The organism is Pontibacter flavimaris (assembly GCF_001907195.1).
Lineage (GTDB): Bacteria > Bacteroidota > Bacteroidia > Cytophagales > Hymenobacteraceae > Pontibacter > Pontibacter flavimaris.
The window spans coordinates 569,716-588,562 of sequence record NZ_LVWA01000004.1; the positions used below are offsets into that span (position 1 = coordinate 569,716).

Below are 18,847 nucleotides of genomic sequence, written 5' to 3' on the forward strand. Positions count from 1 at the left end.
TCAGTATTGGTATTTTCACCAACCATTTGTACTGCAACAGTTATTTTCTTGCCGGTGATAACACCTGCAAGGGCTTGGAAGTATATAAAAGGACAATTTATACTTTATACAGCAGCAATTGCCACCTAAAGGCCCACATCCAGCGCAGTTTATACTTTGCGATGCCTGCCTGTCGCACCAGTTCCTCTAAATCCTGCCTCCTGAAAGCCCGCCACACCGAGAGCGGCGCGTCGTTTTTAACTAAGTAGGATCGGGAGAAAGCCGCCGTGATATACTTAATGGAGTAATAAGCCAGCCAGTGCCGGTGCAGGTCGTTGATGACGACGGCCATACTTGCCTGGTGGTGCAGTTGCCGGAACAGGCGCACCAGCTGCGCATCCGTAAAGTGGTGGCAAAAGAGGCTGCAGACTACCACGTCATACTGCTGTTGGGCGAATTCATCCGAGAAAACGTCGTGCTGCTGCACCTGCACCTCCGGATAACTACTGCAGTGGCGGCGGGCATATTGCACCATAAAATCGTTGGCATCCACACCTACCAGTTCTACTTTTATACTTCTGCTGCGCGCCCAGCGAGCTATACTTTTCAGGGTGTCACCGCCGCCGCAACCGATGTCGGCAATGCGCAGGCGGGGCGGTTTATACTTTGTAACCAGTTTATCCAGCGCATCCAGCACCACCTTGTGCCCGCCCAGCCAGTTGTTGATCACCTCCAGTTCGGCCAGGTTCTGCCGCAGCTCCTCGCCCGTCAGCGTCAGGTTGTCCATCAGCTCCGGCTCCTCAGACCGCTGCCTCAGCATGTGCATAGTGTACTTTGAGTAACATCGATTCGAGGGTAAGGCCAGGGCCAAAGGCGAAGCTCAGCACGGGCTCGTTCTGCTCCTGCGGTGTCAGGGTCTGCATCAGTTCCTTGAGCACAAACAGCACCGTGGCCGACGACATGTTGCCGAAATCGCGCAGCACCTGGTAGGCAAAGCGATTGTCGTGGCGGGTCATGCCCAGCTCCTGCTCGATCACCTCCAGGATGCGGCGCCCGCCCGGGTGTATGGCAAATAAGTTAATCTCCGATACCGTGGTTTTGAGCCCCTGCAGCAGCCTGTCGGTTAGTTGTTTGATGCCTTTCTTGATGAGGTCGGGCACGTAGGAGGAGAGTGTCATCTCAAAGCCGGTGTCGCCGATGTGCCAGGCCATGTCGCGCTTGCCCGCCGGGGCCAGGTCGCAGTGGAACGACTGCAGCTCCAGGCTCACCTGCCGGCAGGGCTGCCCCTGCATCAGCACCGCTGCCGCCCCGTCGCCAAACAAGGCGTTCGACACGAGGTGGTCCTGCTCCGGGTTCTTCTGGAAATGGATGGTGCAAATCTCGGTGCAGACAAGTATGACTTTTGCCTCCGGATTAGCCCGGCAGATGGCGTCGGCCAGTTTGATGGCGTTGAAGGCGGCGTAGCAGCCCATAAAGTTCACCGACGTCCGCTGCACGTAGGGCGAGAGGTTCAGCCGCTCCACCAGCTCAATGTCCAGCCCCGGCGCATACATGCCTGTGCAGCTCACCGTGATCAGGTGTGTCAGTTCATTTAGCTGCGTTGGCCCCGCCTGCTCCAGGCAGCTCCGTATGGCTTCCTCTGATAGATCCACGGCGTGCTTCCGGTATACATCCATGCGCTGCTGCACCGTGGGAAAAGGCTCCAGGGTGGGGGTATTGGGATAAAAGGAGAAGTCGCCGTTCTGGCGGGTGTAATCCTCCAGCACGCTGTAGCGCTGCCCAATCCCCGACACGCGGTACAGCGCCTTCAGCTTGCGGGTGTCCTGCTCGCCGAACTGCAGGGCGGCGGCCATGAAATCCGCCACCTGCATTTGTGGTATTTTGTGCGGCGGGTTGGCCGTGCCGATGGCGCAAATGTAACTTTTCATGTAGTACCTGTTCGGGGTATGGACTGGTGTTGCGCGTTCAGGAGAAAGTATGAAACGGATGATCTGCACACGGCAATCGAGACACGCTAGTTTAGTACGGAAGCGGCTGGCTATAGGATATGGGCAAGCTCAGAAAGGGCGGCCGTGCGTTTCCCGCATGATCAGCTGCAGAGCAGGCGGCGCCAGTTTCAGCAGCCCCACCGCCGCCTCCGAAAGCAGCGGGCCGCCAAACAGCTGCTGCACCGTGCGGCCCAGGCGCAGGCGGCCTGCAAACCGCTTTTTCCAGGCCAAGGTATACCGCTGCTCCAGCTCCTGCCGCGTCAGGTGGCCGCCAAAGTATAAAAGCACCTGGTTGGTGGCTATTTTGGCAGCATGTATGGCCATGGCCATGCCGTTGCCGCAGAGCGGCGTGATCATGCCGGCCGCATCGCCGCACAGCAGCATGTGGTTTTCCACGCAGGTTTTGGTGGAGAAGGAGATCTCGTTGATGACTTCGGGCTGCGGGTACAGGAACTCGGCCTCGGTAAAGATGCGGCGCAGGTGCGGGTTGCGGTAAAGTATGGCCCGTTCCATGGCGGGTATGGAGCCGTGCTTTTTCAGGTTGTCGCGGGTGGTGAGGTAACAGAGGCAGTACTTGCCGTCCTCAATGGCCGAGGTGCCGGCATAGCCGTCGGTAAAGTTATGCAGGGCGATCAGGTCGCGCGGGAAATCATACCTGACGTGGTACTTCACCCCGATGTAGGGCGAGCGTGCCCGGAAGAAGCTGCGCTGCAGCTGGCGGTCCAGATTGGAGCGCTTGCCGAAGGCCCCGATGGCTACCCGGGCATTTATACTTTTCCCACCCGACAGGGAGGCGGTGAATTCGTCGTTGCTAAAATTTATTTCCTGCACCGTTTGCTGCAGCACAAACTGCACGCCCTGCTGCTGTGCCAGCTCAAAAAGGTAGTTATCAAAGGTGTAGCGGCTCAAGCCGAAGCCGCCTAAATCCAATTTTGCCTGCAGTGCGTTGCCGGTGGGGGATGTAAGCATGAAGCGGCTGATGTTGGCAGGGCTGAGTGTGCTGATTTGGGCGCCGATCTGGCACAGGTAAGGCAGCGCCTCGTTTGAGATATACTCCCCACACACCTTATGGAACGGGTAAGCCTTTTTCTCGACGAGCACCACCTGCAGCCCGGCCCTTGCCAGCCCCAGGGCGCTTACCAAGCCGGCCAGCCCACCGCCAATCACCAGTACATCTTTTTTTATCAAGCCTTTAGTTCTTTAAGGAATAAATTTTGTCCAACTTTGCAGGTGTATATTTAGTGAACATCCTTATTTTAGGGGGTATAACGACGAACAAAAAAATAGGGCTAGCGTTTTTAATATTGGAACGACTTTTGTCTTATACTTTACGTAAAGAATTTCGATAACCGATTTATATGAAACAAATTATACTTTCTCTATTTACATGTTTCACTGTGCTGTTTGTGCAGGCGCAGGCTACCCCCCCTGTGCAGGTGCAGGAGGCGCAGCAGGCACACGCAGATAAAAACCCGCTCGGGCTGCAGCAGGACGAGGATGTGGCCATTTACCCGAACCCCAGCAATGGCGTGTTCACCATCTCTATTTCTAACCTGGAGGCGCAGGAAGTGGAGCTGACCATCCTCAACGTGATCGGGAACGAGATTTACCGCGAAACAATAAATCGCACCGAGCCCACTATTTCCAAAACTATAAACCTGGACCGCCATGCCAAGGGCTTATACTATGTAAAGCTGGAGGCGGATAACTACAGTGCCGTACGGCGTGTGGTGATAAAATAGCAACAGGAATTACGATATACAGCAGCGGCTGCTCTTGCAAAAGGGTAGCCGTTTTTTTCTGCCCACAAGTATAGCTATGGCTTTTGCTCCGGAAGTATGGTTTTTGGCACAAAGCCGGTGTACTGCATGGTGTCCTGCCGGATGCGGGCCTTGGCGAACATGGCGTGGGTGGTGTCGAGAATGTGAATTTGCTGCGTGGTGTCGAAGTACGCGACGGAGGGCGCCTCAAAGTCGGGCTGGCTGTAGAGTTTGCCGCTGATGAGCGGCTTGGTGCTATAGATGACGTCGGCCGGCAGCGGGGCCGGCTGGCCTGTTTCACTGGCTACGGTGGCCCGCTCCTCGTTCTGCACGTGGTCGGTCTTGCCGGAGCAGGCGCTCAGGCAAAAAACGGCGAGGGTGATGAGGAGCAATAGTTTCATGGGTGACGGAAAGAGTATACTTGGTTGTATATATGCGATTCTGGCTATAAAGTTACAAAAGCCTGATAATAGTGTTAGGATCACTGTTTTATACTTTGTTAGCAGACCTGTGACGCACAACTCCCTCAGATCACCCGAAGTATAAAAGTATAGCCGCGGGGAGTTACCCTTCCGCCAGGTAATCCTGCACCTGCTTCACCGTCTCCCTGGCCGAGCGGCCCACCCCAATAAGTGTGGCGGAGGCAAAGCCTGTCCAGTTGCCGTAGCCTACCAGCCACAGGGCGGGGCAGTTTACGGCCCTGGTGCCATCGGTAAGCACTTTGCCTTCCCCGGTAAGAATGCCCAGCGGAGCCAAGTGGTCCAGGGCGGGGCGGAAACCGGTGCACCAGATAACGGCGTCGAACTGCCCATGGCTGCCATCCTGCCAGATTACACCGTGCTCGTCCATGGCCTTAAATGTGTGAACTGCATGCAGCACGTTGCGCTCGCGTGCGGCTTTTACCGGCGGCACCATCACGATGTTGCCCAGGTTCAGGTTCTCAGCCTTAAACGCACGGCCTTCTTTCTGGGCGTAGTACTTGGCCGACGCCACATCAAACAGCACACGCCCGTCCACATCGTCGGGCAGGAAGCGCGGCGCGGCGCTGGTGGCCCAGACAGTTTCTGCCACCTCTGATGCCTCCGCCAGAATCTGTGCGCCTGAGTTTCCCTCGCCTACCACCAGCACCCTCTTGCCCCGCAGCGGTTCCGGGTTCTTATACTTTGAGGAGTGCAGTTGCAGCCCTTTAAAGCTGTCGCGGCCGGATATGGGCGGCAAGTATGGCTTCTGCCAGGTGCCGGTGGCGCTTATCACTGCCTTGGTTCGGTAGGTCCCGTCTGTGGTCTGAAGTATGAAGTCGCCGTTCTGCCCGCGCTGCACTGTCTGCACCTGTACCGGCCGCTTCACCGGTAACCCGTAGCGCTCCTCGTACTGGCGCAGGTAGCTGATCACCTCCTCTCGGGCAGGAAAGTTCTGCCGCGACTTTGGCATCAGCCAACCGGGCAGTGAGCTGTGGTCAGAGGGAGAGAAAAGGGTGAGGGAGTCCCAGGCATGCTGCCAGGCCCCGCCGGCCGCCTCCTGGTTGTCAAGTAGCAGGTAGTTCAGGCCGGTTCTGCGCAGGAAGTAGGCACAGGCCAAAGCGCTCTGCCCGCCGCCTATGATGATGAGGTCGTATGTCATGCGTTTCAGTGCCTGCCGCATTCTGGTGCAGCAATGCTTGTCGTGCTGGTTTAAGGTACATACTTTCCGGTGATTTGCCTTGGGTTTTCCGGGGAGAGGATAAAATAAAAACCCCCTCTGCTCAACACAGAGGGGGTTAGTGGCCCCGAGCAGAATCGAACTGCTATCTAAAGTTTAGGAAACTCCTATTCTATCCATTGAACTACAGGGCCTTGATCGTGAGCGGCTTTGTGCATGCTTTCCAGGGCAATTCGGGCCCGTTTACGTAAGAGGCACCACACGTTGGCTTACACTGCCATAGCTGCTTTTAATTTCGGACGAGCAAAGATAGCTTTTCTGAGCACATCATACAAAGCTGTAGTACGTGTAAAGTATAAACAGGTACTATTGGCAGAATAAGCTGAGGCAGAACAGCCGTAAAAGTGAAGCTGCTCCGCCATTTTTCAGGATACTGTTTGCTCTCCTTACAACAAGCACAAAGTCTCGCTATCTTCCCATCGACCATGCTTACAGGAGGTTCAGCTTTACCCCCCCGTTTATGACACGGCCATCCACTGGCGCGTAAATCTCATGGAACGACGGGTTTTGCATGCTGCCGCTGTAAATGCTGCCAAACTTGCTCTGCCGGGTGTCGAAGATGTTCTCGAAGTTGAGGAACAGGGAAAACCGCTCAAACATTTTCTCTAGCATCACCCCGTTTATCCAGTAATCGCGCCCCCTGCTACCATCGGTCAGCCGTTGCGGACTGAAATAGTAGGCTTCCAGGCCGATGCGGAAGTTGTCTTCCTTTTCCAGCATCAGGACCGTGTTTACCCGGTGCTTGGGCGTGAGCGGCATGTCGTTCACCTCCCCGTTGTAATGTTGCCTGGCATCGGTGTAGGTATAACCCAGGAACAGCTTTACCCATTCGTAGCCGAACTTCATGTTGGTCTCCACGCCCTTTGTATCCACGTGCCCGTTGGCATTCCGGAACTCATACAGGTTGTCGGGGCGCAGCGTAAGGATAAGCGGGTCGCGGAGGTAGGTGTAAAAGAACATGTGGTTGATGCTGAAGGTGACGTCCTCCCCGATAAGGGTGCTGAAGTTCACATCAGCATTACCGCCAATGGAAGTTTCTGCCTCGGTTTGGCTGATATTGAGCGGAAGGATGTTGCGGAACGTAATGTCCTCTGCCTCCTGGGTGAAGATGGTGGGTGTTTTGTAGCCCATGCCACCGCCGATTCGGGAAGTCAGGCGATCGCTTACCTTGAACAGGGCCGAGACCCTTGGCAGTACAAAAAGCCCTTTGCTCTTATTCGCAGGCGAAGGCGTTACGTAGTCGGTTCTCAAACCGGACTCCAGCACGAACCACTCTGCCGGCGAAAACGTGTTCTGCGCAAAGGCGCCGATGATAGTATGGTCATAATCCCTTGCCCCAACAGCATCGGCACTCCGCTCCGAGAAATCGTCCGTCCAAAGGTTGGCGCCCAGCACCCAGTCATGCTTCTCGCCGGTAAGGCTGTAGGCCGCTTCGCTGAAACTGGCGGTCTGCTTTCCTTCAAAGCCATAACCGGGCACCGCGATGTCCCGGTTAAAGAAGCTCAGACTATTTTTGACCGATAGCAGCGCCTTTTCTGACAGCCGGTGCTCCAGGCTGAACTGGGTGGACAGTCGCTCCGTGTTGTTCTGCTCAAAGTATAAATCACCTTCCTCCCCATCTATATAGCGCATATCACCGCCCAGGCGCTCTTCTGTAGAGGCATTCAAACCCAGGGAAAGCTGCGTGCGCTCGCTCGGGTAGAAATAAACGGTGGGGTTGGCAGTGTAGCGCTCAAACTCCGGGATGGCGGAAAAGCCGATGTCGGCCGGGTCGTAAGCCTGGTTCGCGTTTCTGGAGGCAAACACCGTCACACCGAAATTCCCGAACCGCTTGCCGTAAAAGCCGCTCAGGTCAAGCCCGTTGGCGCTGGTCAGGTTGGCCATCACGCTGAGCTCCCCTTCCTCCGTCGGTTTTTTGGTGATCAGGTTGACAAGCCCCGCGATAGCGCCCCCGCCATACAGCGTGGAAGAACTGCCCTTGATCACCTCCACCTGGTACAGGTTGAGCGGTGGGATCTGCATGATGCTCAGGCCGCTGGAGAAACCGGAGTAGAGCGGGAAGCCGTCCTGCAGGATCTGCGTGTAGCGGCCATCCAGGCCTTGGATGCGGATGTTGGCGTTGGCGCTGGTGGCCGAGGTCTGCTGTGTCTGGATGCCGGTGCTTTCGCTCAGGAGCATCCGGATGTCTCCCGGCTTCATGTTCGCTTTCTCGCCCAGTTCTTCCAGCGTAATGGCCTCCATCCGGGTCGGGATGTCTTCAATGGTCCGGCTGCTGCGTGTGGTGGTCACCACCACTTCTTCGAGTTCCTCGCCGCCCGGCGCCAGTAAAACGGTAAGCGGTGTTTCCTGGGCAAGCGGAAAGAGCAGGGTGTCGAGCCTGTCTTCGTATCCGATATAGCTGAACCGGATAACCTGCCTTCCTCCAGGGATGCCCCTTAGCTCAAGCTCGCCGGCGGCATCGGAGCTTGCGCCCAGCGTTGTTCCCTCCACGGAGGCGGTCGCCCCGATCAGCGGTTGCGCTGTCTCACTATCCCGGATGACGGCTTTTAAAGTATGCTGGCTATAGGCCACAGTGCTGCTCAGTAGGATGAGCAATACAATGATGTATTTCTTCATTCTGGTTTATCTAATGCTAAAATAAAGGTAAGTGCGATAAAAGACATCGCTTTAAAAAGTGACAAAGTCGCGCTTGTGGCATTAGCTTAGCCGGGGAGGCTGCCAGATGGTATGGTAAAACTGAGGAACGTGCCCTTGCCTGAATTCTGCAAACAGGCTGTGTTTCGGGGAAATAAGCGAAGCTGCTTCCATGGTGGTAGCTGCCAACGTGAAACCAATGCAGGAGGAGCAACTGTAAAAGGGAGAACAGGCGTTTGCCTCGTCCTCATGGCGGTCCGTTTGCCCGGTACTGACCTCGGTGGCGCAGTTATCTGAGGCGCAGCAGGGGGAAACCGAGAGCACCATCGTTAACAGGGCTAGTATGACTGTCACTACCTTCACACCCCAAAAGTAACGCCTGTGGTCTGAACCTACAAACTATTATACTTTAAGGAGCCGTTGGCTGGAGCAATTTTTAAAGTTTTATACTTCAGCACCAAAGTTCTCAAAAAGCATACGATTCAATTAAAAACGTTGGCTAACTTCCCAACCTGAAAGCAGCACTGGCTGCCAAAACCGATTAGAGACAGAAGTATGGTGATTATCTCCGGAATAGATTTTACAGATGTCCTGGACCTGTTAGGGACATTCGCCTTTGCGGCAAGTGGTATCAGGCTGGCTTCCGGTAAGGATATCGACTGGTTTGGGGCCTACATCATCGGGCTGGTCACGGCTATTGGCGGCGGCACAACCAGGGACCTGCTGCTGGACGTCACCCCTTTCTGGATGACGGATGCGTCCTACCTGATCACGACGGGGGTTGCGTTTCTGGCAGCCATACTTTTTAAAAACAGCCTGCTGCGGTGGGGCATCACCCTATTCCTGTTCGATGCCATCGGTCTTGGGCTGTTCACTATTGTGGGCATCGGTAAAAGCCTTGATGCGGGCCTGCCCTTCTGGGTCTGTATCCTGATGGGCGCCATTACGGGATCGGTGGGCGGCGTTATCCGGGACGTGCTGCTCAACGAGGTGCCGTTGCTGTTTCGGAAAGACATCTACGCCCTTGCCTGCATCGCCGGCGGCTTCGCCTATTTCGTGTGCTACCAGCTTAGCCTCCCGCCCGCCGTTACCGAGGTCGCCGCTGTGCTGACAGTGATTGCCATCAGGGTGATGGCCGTGAAGCTCCATATACAACTGCCGCTTCTTAACCTGGACAATACGCAGAAGAAGGGGTAGCGCACCGACAGTAAGCGGCATGCCAAAGTATAAAGTATAGCCGCTGGCTTTATACTTTATACTTTGGAGGGGCGGCGTCAGGAGGCGGTGGCTACGGCAAAAACAAAGCCCATCACGGTAAGCACCAGCCCCACCATAAAGATAGTATAGGAAACGCGCAGGATCTTATACTTGCGGTCCAGCACCTCGCCCAGGTAATAAATGTCGGTGATCATGTTGTTGTAGAGCGATTTCTTGTCGCGCATGATGTCGTGCATGCCTTGCTGGAACTCATCCAGCGGCAGGTTGGTGAAGTTGCCGAAAAACAGCAGGTTTACGTTGCGCGTGTCCAGCTTCTGGTTCTTCTTTTTCTTGAACGTGAAGCTGGTTACCTCCGGCTGCGCCGAGATAATGGCGAAGATAACGGAGCCCAGCGTGGTGAGCAGCAGAATGCTGATCGGGATAAGGAAGGTGCGGTGCGTGGTGTAGTCGGTGCCGACGGTGGAGGTTTTGGCACTGAGATACGTGATGATCACCGAGATAATGATGGCGTTGAGGCTGATCATCATGTTGGCCTTATTGTCGGCGATGGCGCTCAGATTCAGGTGCGTGCGGTAGGTATTGCGGAACATCGTCTCGATGCCGCGCTTGGGCTGTGCCAGCGTTTTGTGGCTCTTCTTCTCCTCCTTTTTCTGCTTCTCTATCTCCTTGCTCAGGCGGCTGCGCTGCTCCTGTATGTTCAGCCCCAGCTGCGAGGCGAACTTGCGCTGCGCCTGGTTGGTATGGAAGGTGGTGGAGAGCAGGAAGTCCATCTGGAACTGCTCCCACTCGCTGTCGGTAAAGAATTTATCCTGGAAGATCTCCCACTCCACGCGCAGCAGCTCAGCCGTGGCGAAAAACGTGTCTTTGCCAATGTTGGCCATGTCGGCATCCACCAGCAGCTCCTGCAGCAGCGTCTCGGGCTCCTGGTCGTGCTTGGTGGCCATGATCATCTCCGTGACCCGATGAATACGCTCCTGGGGATGCTGCCTCTCCTGCAGCCACTCAGTGGCGATCAGCACGCTTTCCGTCTCGTGCCCGTCGTAGGTGTTCACATAGCCGGTGTCATGAAACCAGGCGGCCAGCGCCAGGTCCTGCAGCTTGTCTTCTGCCAGGTTGCTGCGCTTGCCCAGGTCCTGTGCCTCGGCTACCGTCTCAAAGGTATGTTTGTAGTTATGATAAACGAGCTTTCTCGAGAGCCTATCCTTAAAAAGCCTGAAGACATACTCCCCGGCTTGCTTAATAATTGTCTGGTCTTCCATAATTGGTTTTGTAGCAGCGCCAGGCACGCAAAAAGCGACAAAGGGGAGCCCGGCGGCAGGTGCATGGTGTGTGGCACATGGTCATCTGCGGTTACGGTAAAACCAGCATTTTGTTAGTGAAAAACAGTAACGGCGGGGGTATCAGGCAGTAATTGGCAGGCCAACAACTAAAAGCGGCACCGCCTCGTTTATGAATTCCAGTTCTGCCGCCCCGGTGGCGCCACTGCGAATGAGGAGAGTGATGCAGGTGCTTTGGGAGAGAAAACGCCCGCGCCTAATCCCTCCTCTGGCTACACCCGTACGTACTGCTATACTTTGCGGGGCATCCGCCAGGCGGTAAACGCAGCAGTGGGTGACTCACGGCAGGTATACTAAGCCAACAAAACTATGATCAAACCATTACAGCATACACAACGGCTGTTGGTGCGCCACGGGTGGTGTGTGTTGCTGAGCCTGCTTCTCTCAGCCTGTATCTCCACAGAACCACAATATAGCAGCGAAGCCCTGACCTGGGAACAGGAGACACCTGCCCCTGACAACGACGTACTTTACACCGTGTTCCTGATCGGGGATGTGGGCGCACCCGACCCAAAGGGCGAGCCCTCGCTGCAGCTGATGCGCAAAATGATGATGGAGACCGGGGAGAGCAGCACCACCGTTTTCCTGGGCGATAACGTGTACATGAACGGCCTGCCGCCCGAGGGGCGGTATGACCGCGAGGAGTCGGAGAGGCGCCTGAAAGACCAACTAGACATCCTGAAAGGCTACCCCGGCGAAAAGTACATGATCCCCGGCAACCACGACTGGAACCACAGCGGCCGCGGTGGCCTGGAGTACGTGATGCGCGAGCAGCGCTTCGTGAACGATTACCTGACGGAGGAGAACATCGTAGTGGGCGGTGATTTTTACGTGCCCGGCAACGGCTGCCCCGGCCCCTATGAAGTGAAGCTGAGCGATGACCTGGTGATGATCGCCCTGGACTCGGAGTGGTGGCTGCATCCCTTCGACAGGCCCTACGGCGACAACAGCAACTGCGAGTCGGCCACCGAGGGCGAGATGCTGCTAAAGCTGGAGGACATCATCGAGAAGAACAGCGGCAGCGATATCCTCATCGTGGCCCACCACCCCCTGATGACGCGCGGCGAGCACGGCGGCTTCTTTACCCTTCGCGATCACGTTTTTCCGCTCACCATGCTCCGCAACTGGATGTACCTGCCGCTGCCGGTCATCGGTTCCATTTACCCCTTCGCCCGCAAGTATGGCGGCATCCTGCAGGACGTTCCGCACCCGCGCTACCAGGCCTACATCCAGGGCCTGATGGATATCTTCAACAAGTATGATAACATTGTGTATGCTGCGGGCCACGAGCACGCGCTGCAGTACTTCAAGTATAACAACCTGGCGCACATCGTGAGCGGCTCGGGCTGCAAGACCGACTACGTGAAGCCCGGCGTTGCCGATTATGCCCAAAAGGTAAAGGGCTTTGTAAAAACAACTTACCACGAGAACGGGGAAGTATGGGCCGAGTTCTGGGCGCCGGAAGGCAAGGGCGAGACGGGCAAGATTACGTACCGCACGCTGCTCTACTCCAAGAAGCCGCGCAAGGAGCGCGAGCGGCCGCGAGACAATACCAATTATGCCGATAGCACCATCACCCTGGCTGCCAACCCCAACTACCGCAGCGGAGGGCTGCGGCGAAAACTGCTGGGCCAGCACTATCGCGAGGAGTGGGCCACGCCCGTAGAGGTGCCGCTGCTGGATATGAAAAACGAGCAGGGCGGGCTTACGCCTTACCAGAAGGGCGGCGGAAAGCAGACCGCAGCGCTGAAGGTAAGAACCCCCGAAGCCACCGAGTACAGCCTGCGCACCGTGGACAAGGACCCGACCATGTCGCTGCCGCCCTACCTGCGCGAGACCGCCGCCCGCACCCTGCTGCAGGACCAGATATCGGCGCAACACCCCTATGGCGCCCTCATCATTCCACCCCTGGCTGATGCCGCCGGTGTGTACCACACCAACCCGGAACTGGTCTACATCCCCAACACGCCTTACCTGCGCCAGTACCAGGATGAGTTCAGCAACACGCTGGCCTATCTGGAGGAGGACGCCGACGAGAACCACGAGAAGACAGCCAGCCTGGGCTATGCCAAAAACCTGGTGGGAACCGACAAGGTGCTCGACGAGCTGATGGAGGATAACGACCACGAGGTGGACCAGCGCGAGTACGTGCGGGCGCGCCTCTTCGACATGCTCATCGGCGACTGGGACCGGCATGAGGGACAGTGGCGCTGGGTAGAGGAGGATAAGCCCGACAAGGGGAACTTGTACACCCCCGTGCCCGAGGACCGCGACCAGGCTTTCTTCAAAGCAGACGGGGTGCTGCCGTGGCTGGTAACGCGCAAGTGGGGCATCCGCAACATCCAGAACTTTGGCTACGATATGGAGGATGTGGTGGGCCTGAACCTGAGCGGCATCACACTGGACCGCACCCTTACTTCCAAGGTTACCCGCGAGGAGTGGTTACAGATAGCCGAGGACATCCGCCGAAGTATAACCGACGAGGTGATTGAACGGGCGGTGCAGGAGTGGCCCGAGTCCATTCGTGAACTGTCGGCCCCGGAGATAACAGCCAAGCTGAAGGCCAGGCGCGAGCAACTGCCGAAGGCCGCCGCCGAGTACTACGACTTCCTGGCGCAGTACGTGGACATCATGGGCAGCAACAAGCACGAGCGCTTCCTCATCAACCGCCTGAACGACGAGCAGCTGCAGGTGATCGGGTACAAGACCAGCAAGGAGGGGGAGCTGCGCACCGAGATCTACAACCGCACCTTCCTGACAGACGAGACCAAGGAGGTGCGCATCTACGGCCTGGGTGGCCGGGATGAATTCATACTTTCCGGCGACGTGAACAAAAGTATCCTGGTGCGCATTATCGGCGGCCAGGACGAAGACATCATCACCGACAGCTCGAGCGTGCGCGGCCTGAAGAAGCACACGGTAGTGTATGACACCGAGCAGGGCAACCAGTTTACCTTCAGCAGCGAGACAAAGGATAAGACCGTGCCGGATGAGGAGGTCAACCTCTACGACCGCGACAACTACAAACTGCCCTATGTGGGGCCGCGCCTCTCGGCCGAGTATAACGTGGAGGACGGTGTGTTTCTGGGCGCAGGCATACTTTGGCGCACGCAGCAGTTCCGCAAAAGCCCCTATGCCGCGCAGCACCTGCTGGAGGCCAACTACGCCCTCCGTACCAGTTCCTACAACCTAAGGTATACCGGCGATGTGCGGCAGGTGCTGGGCTTCTGGCACCTGGGCCTGAACGCGCACCTGCAGGGGCCGCAGTTCCAGCGCAACTTCTACGGGCTGGGCAACAACTCCCGGAAATCACCTGACCTGGACAATAGCTACTACCGCGTGCGCTACGAGCGCCTCTCGCTGAGCGCGTTGCTCTACAGGGAGCCGTTCGCCTTTGTGAAGATCGGTATTGGCCCGACGTATGACCGGTTCAGGGTGGAGGATCCGGAGGGAGAGAACTTTCTGGTGGACCAGGCGCGGGCGGGGCAGCTGGAAAAGGGTACGTACAACATCGAGGCAGGGGAATTTGAGGTGCAGCATTACCTGGGGGCGAAGGCCTTCTTTAACCTGGAGGTACTGGGCAGCGGCAGCACCGAGGCCAACCCGCGCATCGGCATGCGCTGGTACAACGCCGTCAGCTACAACCACCAGCTGGGGGCCGAGCAGCTCCACTTCGCTAACCTCAGCACCGAGTTCCGTTTTTACCTCACCCCGAACTTCCCGTTTAAGCTTACCTGGTCGGGCCGTTTTGGGGCGGCGCGCAACATAGGCGATTACCGCTTTTACCAAGCCAACACGCTGGGCGGCACCGAGAACCTGCGTGGCTACCGCCGCACGCGCTATGCCGGGCGCAGCAGCGTATACGCCAACGGCGAGGGCCGCCTGCACCTGCTCGACTATAACCTATACTTAACGCCGGGCAAGCTGGGTGTGCTGGGCCATGTGGATGCCGGCAGGGTATATTATGACGGGGAGCCGGAGGGCGCCTTCTTCCGGGGGCTGCACATGGGCTATGGCGGCGGCGTGTGGGTAGACCTGCTCAACCGCACGGTGCTCTCACTCACCTACTCGGTAGGCGATGACGACGATGATGACCTGTGGATGTTGAAATTCGGCTTCTTTTTCTAACTCAAACCTGAATTGGAAGTATAAACCTGAGGCCAGGGCAGCCTCCATCGAATGCCCCATACGATAAACTCCAAAACTATGAAGATTAAGAATTTACTGACCATACTTTTAATGCTGCCTTTTTTTGTGGCCCAGGCGCAGGTAGCCTCTGAGACAGAGATACTGGAGGAATTTGCCTCTCCGGGCGTGCGCGGCATGGGCAAATCCCAGGGCGTGGAGATCCGCTACGAGCGCCTCCCCGGCTTCGACATCGACTCAAAGTCGGATGACCCCAGGATAGGCGACGGGTCGGGCCGCGTGGAACGGCACAACAAGTTCGCCGTGAAGGCTTACGCCCCGCTCATGAACAAGCCGCAGAACAAGCTCGTGATCGGCTTCAACTACGAGCTGGAGGAGTTTAACTTCGACGGCCTCACCCCGACCTCTTACCCGCTGTACCGCTACCTGGAGGACAAGAACCTGAAGAGTATTGGCACGCAGCTGCTGTACCTGCACTCGCTGAACCAGCGCAACTTCTACTTCATCCGGGTAAAGGGCGAGCTTAATGGGGATTATACCCGCGATGACATCAACGTGTCGGATTACCTCAAGGGGACCGTTGACTTGGCGTATGGCTGGAAGAAGAGCCCGGATTACGTGATCGGGGTGGGCGTGCAGTGGGGCTATACGTTCGGGCGGCAACGGGTATACCCGGGCATCCTCTACAACCGCACCTTCAACCCGAGCTGGGGCGTGGAGTCCATTTTCCCGGCCAATGCCAGGGTCAGGTACAACCTCAACGAGAAAACCCTGTTCTATGCCGGCTACCGCCTGGAAGGAGCCAGCTATAACCTGTATGTGAATGAGCCACCGCTGTCGGAGTACAAGGACCTGGAGTTTCGCCGGACCGATATAAAGGGCCTGCTGCGCATGGAGCGCGAGATTTACGACTTTCTGTGGTTTGCCGTGGAGGGTGGTTTCCGCCAGTACTACAGGCACCGCCTCTACGATAAGGTAGGTTCCCGGGATGAGCTGATCACCAATGACCTGGCAGGGGCCGGCTACGTGGGCGTGGAGATATTCCTGGTTCCGCCAAGGAGGTTTACCCAGAAGTAAGCGCGGCGCATCTGGCAAGTATAATGCCTGAGTTGCGATGTTGGTGGAAGTATACAATAAACCTATATCTGCTCTTCTGCATGGTGCAGGTTACTTAAGCTTGTATCCTACGGATGGTATCGGGTCTGCAACCTGACTGGCTTGAAAGCTATACTTTATACTTATTGGCTATACTTTTATACTTCTTCCTCTTCCTGGCGCAAGCGTCCGCTTGTGCCTCTTTTACCCCCTGCTTCCTGCAACCTGAGCCAAGCTATACTTTGTAGCTACCGCTGATCCTGTAGTTCCCACAAACCTACAGTTGCACATCATACTTTGGTGCTCTCAAGCCCGAGAGGGCTCGTCCTTTGGCATCGCGCTGTGTTCCCTCCTGCGCCAGGGCGGTGCCACGTTAGTGGCACCGGATCTCACAAGGCGCTCAACCCAAGGACTGGGATCTAATTCGATAGCTTCGGCCTTACTGTCATCTCGACCCTTGGGAGAGATCTCTTCAGGATTCTATATGGATCTCTCATTTCATTCGAGATGACAATAAAGTATAGCAACAAGTATAATTCCCTTCTCTGCAGAAGTAGGTTCATACTTGTAGGGACAGGTCGCGACCTGTCCGCGCGAGGACAGCGCCTATGAAACTTATACTTTGGTTATAGCAGTTACAGAGTTCCCCTCCTTAGCTAAGGAGGGGTAGGGGTGGTTGGATACGGTACTGCTGGGAAACACCCTCTCCTGAGGTTGGGAGAAGAGTCTCTCGATAAAGGAGAGAGTGAGCGGTAGGGTAAAGACAAAAACAGCCTGGCCCCGGCTACACCAAGTATAGCTGGGGCCAGGCTGTTTCCTAAAGTATACTTTAGAGGCGGGTTTATACTTTGCTACTCCTTTTCCCCGGGCTCGCAGGCAGCCGCCATGCCGGAGGGCACCAGCTCGCGCAGGTAAGCGTAGGAGGCGTACTGCGCCCGCACGTTGGTTGGCGCTTCCGGCTTCATGTAGCTGTTATCCACGGAGCGGGTTTTGGTGTCGTCCTGCAGCTGCAGGTCTATGATGTGGCGCACCTGCTCCACCAGGTCGGGTTGGTAAAGCGGGAAGGCCACCTCCACGCGCCGGTTCAGGTTGCGGGTCATCCAGTCAGCAGAGGCGATGTACATTTTCTCCTCGCCGTTGTTGTGGAAGATGTAAACCCGCGCGTGCTCCAGGTAGCGGTCCACGATGCCGCGCACCTCAATGTTCTCGCTCACGCCTTTCACGCCCGGCTTCAGGCAGCAAATGCCCCGCACCAGCAGCTGTACCTTCACGCCGGCCTGGCTGGCCTCGTACAGCTTCTGTATCATACGGTTGTCCTGCAGCGCGTTCATCTTCAAAATCATACTTGCCGGCAGGCCTTTCTTTGCGTTTTTAATCTCCCGGTCAATCAGCTTCACAAAGCCCTGGCGCATGTTGATGGGGGCCACCAGCAGGTGCTCGAATTTCTTGTCCGTCTGCCGATCAACGAACAGGTTAAAGACCTGCTCCACATCCTTCGTCAGGCGCTTGTCTGTCGTGAAAAGGGCGTGGTCGGCGTAGATTTTAGAAGTGGTCTCGTTGTAGTTGCCGGTGCTCAGGTAGGCATAGTTCACCAGTTTGCCGTTCTCGTTTCGGGTGATAAGGCCCAGCTTGGAGTGCACCTTCAGGTCGGGGATGCCGAAGATAACGTTGGCCCCCGCCTTCTGCAGCTTACCGGCCCAGTAAATGTTCGACTCCTCATCGAAGCGGGCCTTCAACTCCACCACCACCGTGACCAGCTTGCCGTTCCGGGCCGCCTTCACCAGTGCCTTGGCTATCCTGGATTTATCCGCCACGCGGTAAAGCGTGGCACTCATGGCGGTTACCTTCGGGTCCTGGGCAGCCTCATCGAACAGGCGCAGCACGTAGTTAAACGACTGGTAGGGGTAATGCACCAGGTAATCCCGCTCTTTCATGGCGGCAAGTATACTTGGCTCCTGCTCCAGCTGCGGGTGTATGAGCGTGGGCTGCGGTTCATACTTCAGGCCGGGCAGGTTAAAGTCCGGGAACCCAAAGAAGTCGCGGAAGTTGTGGTACTTGCTTCCCTCCACCAGTTCCTCCTCGGTAATGCCGGTGTGGGCCATCATCATGTCCAGCAGGTCCTGCGGCGTTCCGGGGTCGTAGAGTAGGCGGGCAGGGTAGCCGGTTTCGCGCTTCTTCAGGCTCTTCTGTATTTTAGCCATCAAACTGCCCGATACCTCCTCCTCAATGTCCAGCTCGGCATCCCTGGAGACCTTCACGGCATGGGCGACAAAGGATTTATACTTGGGGAACAGCCTCGGCAGGCAGAAGCGGATCACATCGTCGATGAACATCACGTAGCGCTGCTCGTTTACCGTTGGCAGTTTCACGAAGCGGCCGCCATGCTTTTTGGTGGGAATCTCCAGCATGGCGTAACGCTCTGCTTTGCAGTTCTCCTCCGCCGGGTCCCACATCTTCACGCCCAGGTATACCGTTTGGTCGCGCAGGAACAGGTGGGTTTCGGTTTCGTCCAGGATGATGGGCAGCAGCAGTGGTTCCAGTGTCTCCTCAAAATAATCGTGCACCCATTTCTCCTGCTCTGCATTCAGGTCGTGCTCTGTCAGCATGTGGATGTCGTGCTTGCGCAAATCGGCCAGAATACCGTTGCGGAATACCTGCCCGAACTCCTCCTGCTGCCGGTGCACCTCCTGCAGCACCTTGTCCAGGGTTTCCTGCGGCTCCTCGTCCAGCTTGCTGCGGGTCTTGGGCTTTAGTTTGATCAGGCGCTTGAGGGTAGCCACGCGCACTTTGAAGTACTCGTCCAGGTTAGACGAGAAAATGGCCATGAACTTGATGCGCTCCAGCAGGGGCACGGTCTTGTCCTTGGCCTCCTGCAGTACTCTATAGTTAAAAGCCAGCCAGCTCAGCTCGCGGTTAATGTAGGGCGGCTCTGCGTTTGCCTTCAGCTTCTCTTCTTTCTTTTCTTCCATCTTTTGGTAAAGTATACTTTTAT

Annotated in this window: 13 protein-coding genes and 1 tRNA gene; 4 read left to right on the forward strand and 10 right to left on the reverse strand. The window is 56.6% G+C overall.

Annotated elements, in window-relative coordinates:
* Nucleotides 1-97: 97 nt before the first annotated feature.
* The 3 genes from A3841_RS07460 to A3841_RS07470 form a co-directional block, all read right to left on the reverse strand.
* On the reverse strand, nt 98-805 hold the full coding sequence (locus A3841_RS07460) for a methyltransferase domain-containing protein (protein ID WP_073851668.1): 708 nt from the start codon (nt 803-805) through the stop codon (nt 98-100).
* Nucleotides 780-1,907 carry a type III polyketide synthase gene (locus A3841_RS07465; protein ID WP_073851669.1) on the reverse strand — a complete coding sequence of 376 codons (1,128 nt, stop codon included), beginning with the start codon at nt 1,905-1,907 and terminating at the stop codon, nt 780-782. The genes A3841_RS07460 and A3841_RS07465 overlap by 26 nt, the downstream gene beginning before the upstream one ends.
* Before the next feature lie 129 nt (nt 1,908-2,036).
* On the reverse strand, nt 2,037-3,155 hold the full coding sequence (locus tag A3841_RS07470) for an NAD(P)/FAD-dependent oxidoreductase (protein ID WP_073851670.1): 1,119 nt from the start codon (nt 3,153-3,155) through the stop codon (nt 2,037-2,039).
* 170 nt (nt 3,156-3,325) lie between these two features.
* Between A3841_RS07470 and A3841_RS07475 the strand changes: the two genes are divergently transcribed.
* Nucleotides 3,326-3,709 carry a T9SS type A sorting domain-containing protein gene (locus A3841_RS07475; protein WP_073851671.1) on the forward strand — a complete coding sequence of 128 codons (384 nt, stop codon included), beginning with the start codon at nt 3,326-3,328 and terminating at the stop codon, nt 3,707-3,709.
* 74 nt (nt 3,710-3,783) lie between these two features.
* On the opposite strand, the gene A3841_RS07480 is transcribed toward A3841_RS07475, so the two are convergent.
* From A3841_RS07480 to A3841_RS19980, 5 genes are all read right to left on the reverse strand, one after another.
* Nucleotides 3,784-4,128, reverse strand: coding sequence for a hypothetical protein (locus A3841_RS07480; protein ID WP_073851672.1), 345 nt, complete (start codon nt 4,126-4,128; stop codon nt 3,784-3,786).
* Nucleotides 4,129-4,291: 163 nt separating this feature from the next.
* On the reverse strand, nt 4,292-5,347 hold the full coding sequence (locus A3841_RS07485) for an ArsO family NAD(P)H-dependent flavin-containing monooxygenase (protein ID WP_073851893.1): 1,056 nt from the start codon (nt 5,345-5,347) through the stop codon (nt 4,292-4,294).
* A 140-nt stretch (nt 5,348-5,487) separates the two neighbouring features.
* Nucleotides 5,488-5,559 (reverse strand) — tRNA-Arg (locus A3841_RS07490).
* 295 nt (nt 5,560-5,854) lie between these two features.
* On the reverse strand, nt 5,855-8,041 hold the full coding sequence (locus A3841_RS07495) for a TonB-dependent receptor (protein WP_073851673.1): 2,187 nt from the start codon (nt 8,039-8,041) through the stop codon (nt 5,855-5,857).
* 81 nt (nt 8,042-8,122) lie between these two features.
* The gene (locus A3841_RS19980; RefSeq protein WP_139307907.1) at nt 8,123-8,422 is read right to left on the reverse strand and encodes a DUF6660 family protein; all 300 of its coding nucleotides are present in this window, start codon (nt 8,420-8,422) and stop codon (nt 8,123-8,125) included.
* Nucleotides 8,423-8,614: 192 nt separating this feature from the next.
* Between A3841_RS19980 and A3841_RS07500 the strand changes: the two genes are divergently transcribed.
* Nucleotides 8,615-9,256 carry a trimeric intracellular cation channel family protein gene (locus tag A3841_RS07500; RefSeq protein WP_073851674.1) on the forward strand — a complete coding sequence of 214 codons (642 nt, stop codon included), beginning with the start codon at nt 8,615-8,617 and terminating at the stop codon, nt 9,254-9,256.
* 77 nt (nt 9,257-9,333) lie between these two features.
* Here the strand turns inward: A3841_RS07500 and A3841_RS07505 are convergent, their stop codons facing one another.
* The gene (locus A3841_RS07505) at nt 9,334-10,536 is read right to left on the reverse strand and encodes a Pycsar system effector family protein (protein ID WP_073851675.1); all 1,203 of its coding nucleotides are present in this window, start codon (nt 10,534-10,536) and stop codon (nt 9,334-9,336) included.
* Between the two features lie 387 nt (nt 10,537-10,923).
* Between A3841_RS07505 and A3841_RS07510 the strand changes: the two genes are divergently transcribed.
* Both A3841_RS07510 and A3841_RS07515 read left to right on the forward strand, forming a co-directional pair.
* A complete protein-coding gene (locus A3841_RS07510) occupies nt 10,924-14,742 on the forward strand; it encodes a metallophosphoesterase (protein WP_073851676.1) in 3,819 nt (1,272 codons plus the stop codon).
* Nucleotides 14,743-14,820: 78 nt separating this feature from the next.
* Nucleotides 14,821-15,837, forward strand: a complete 1,017-nt coding sequence (locus tag A3841_RS07515) for a DUF6268 family outer membrane beta-barrel protein (protein WP_139307908.1) — start codon at nt 14,821-14,823, stop codon at nt 15,835-15,837.
* 869 nt (nt 15,838-16,706) lie between these two features.
* Here A3841_RS07515 and ppk1 read toward each other — a convergent pair.
* A complete protein-coding gene (gene ppk1 / locus A3841_RS07520) occupies nt 16,707-18,824 on the reverse strand; it encodes a polyphosphate kinase 1 (RefSeq protein ID WP_073851678.1) in 2,118 nt (705 codons plus the stop codon).
* Nucleotides 18,825-18,847 lie beyond the last annotated feature (23 nt).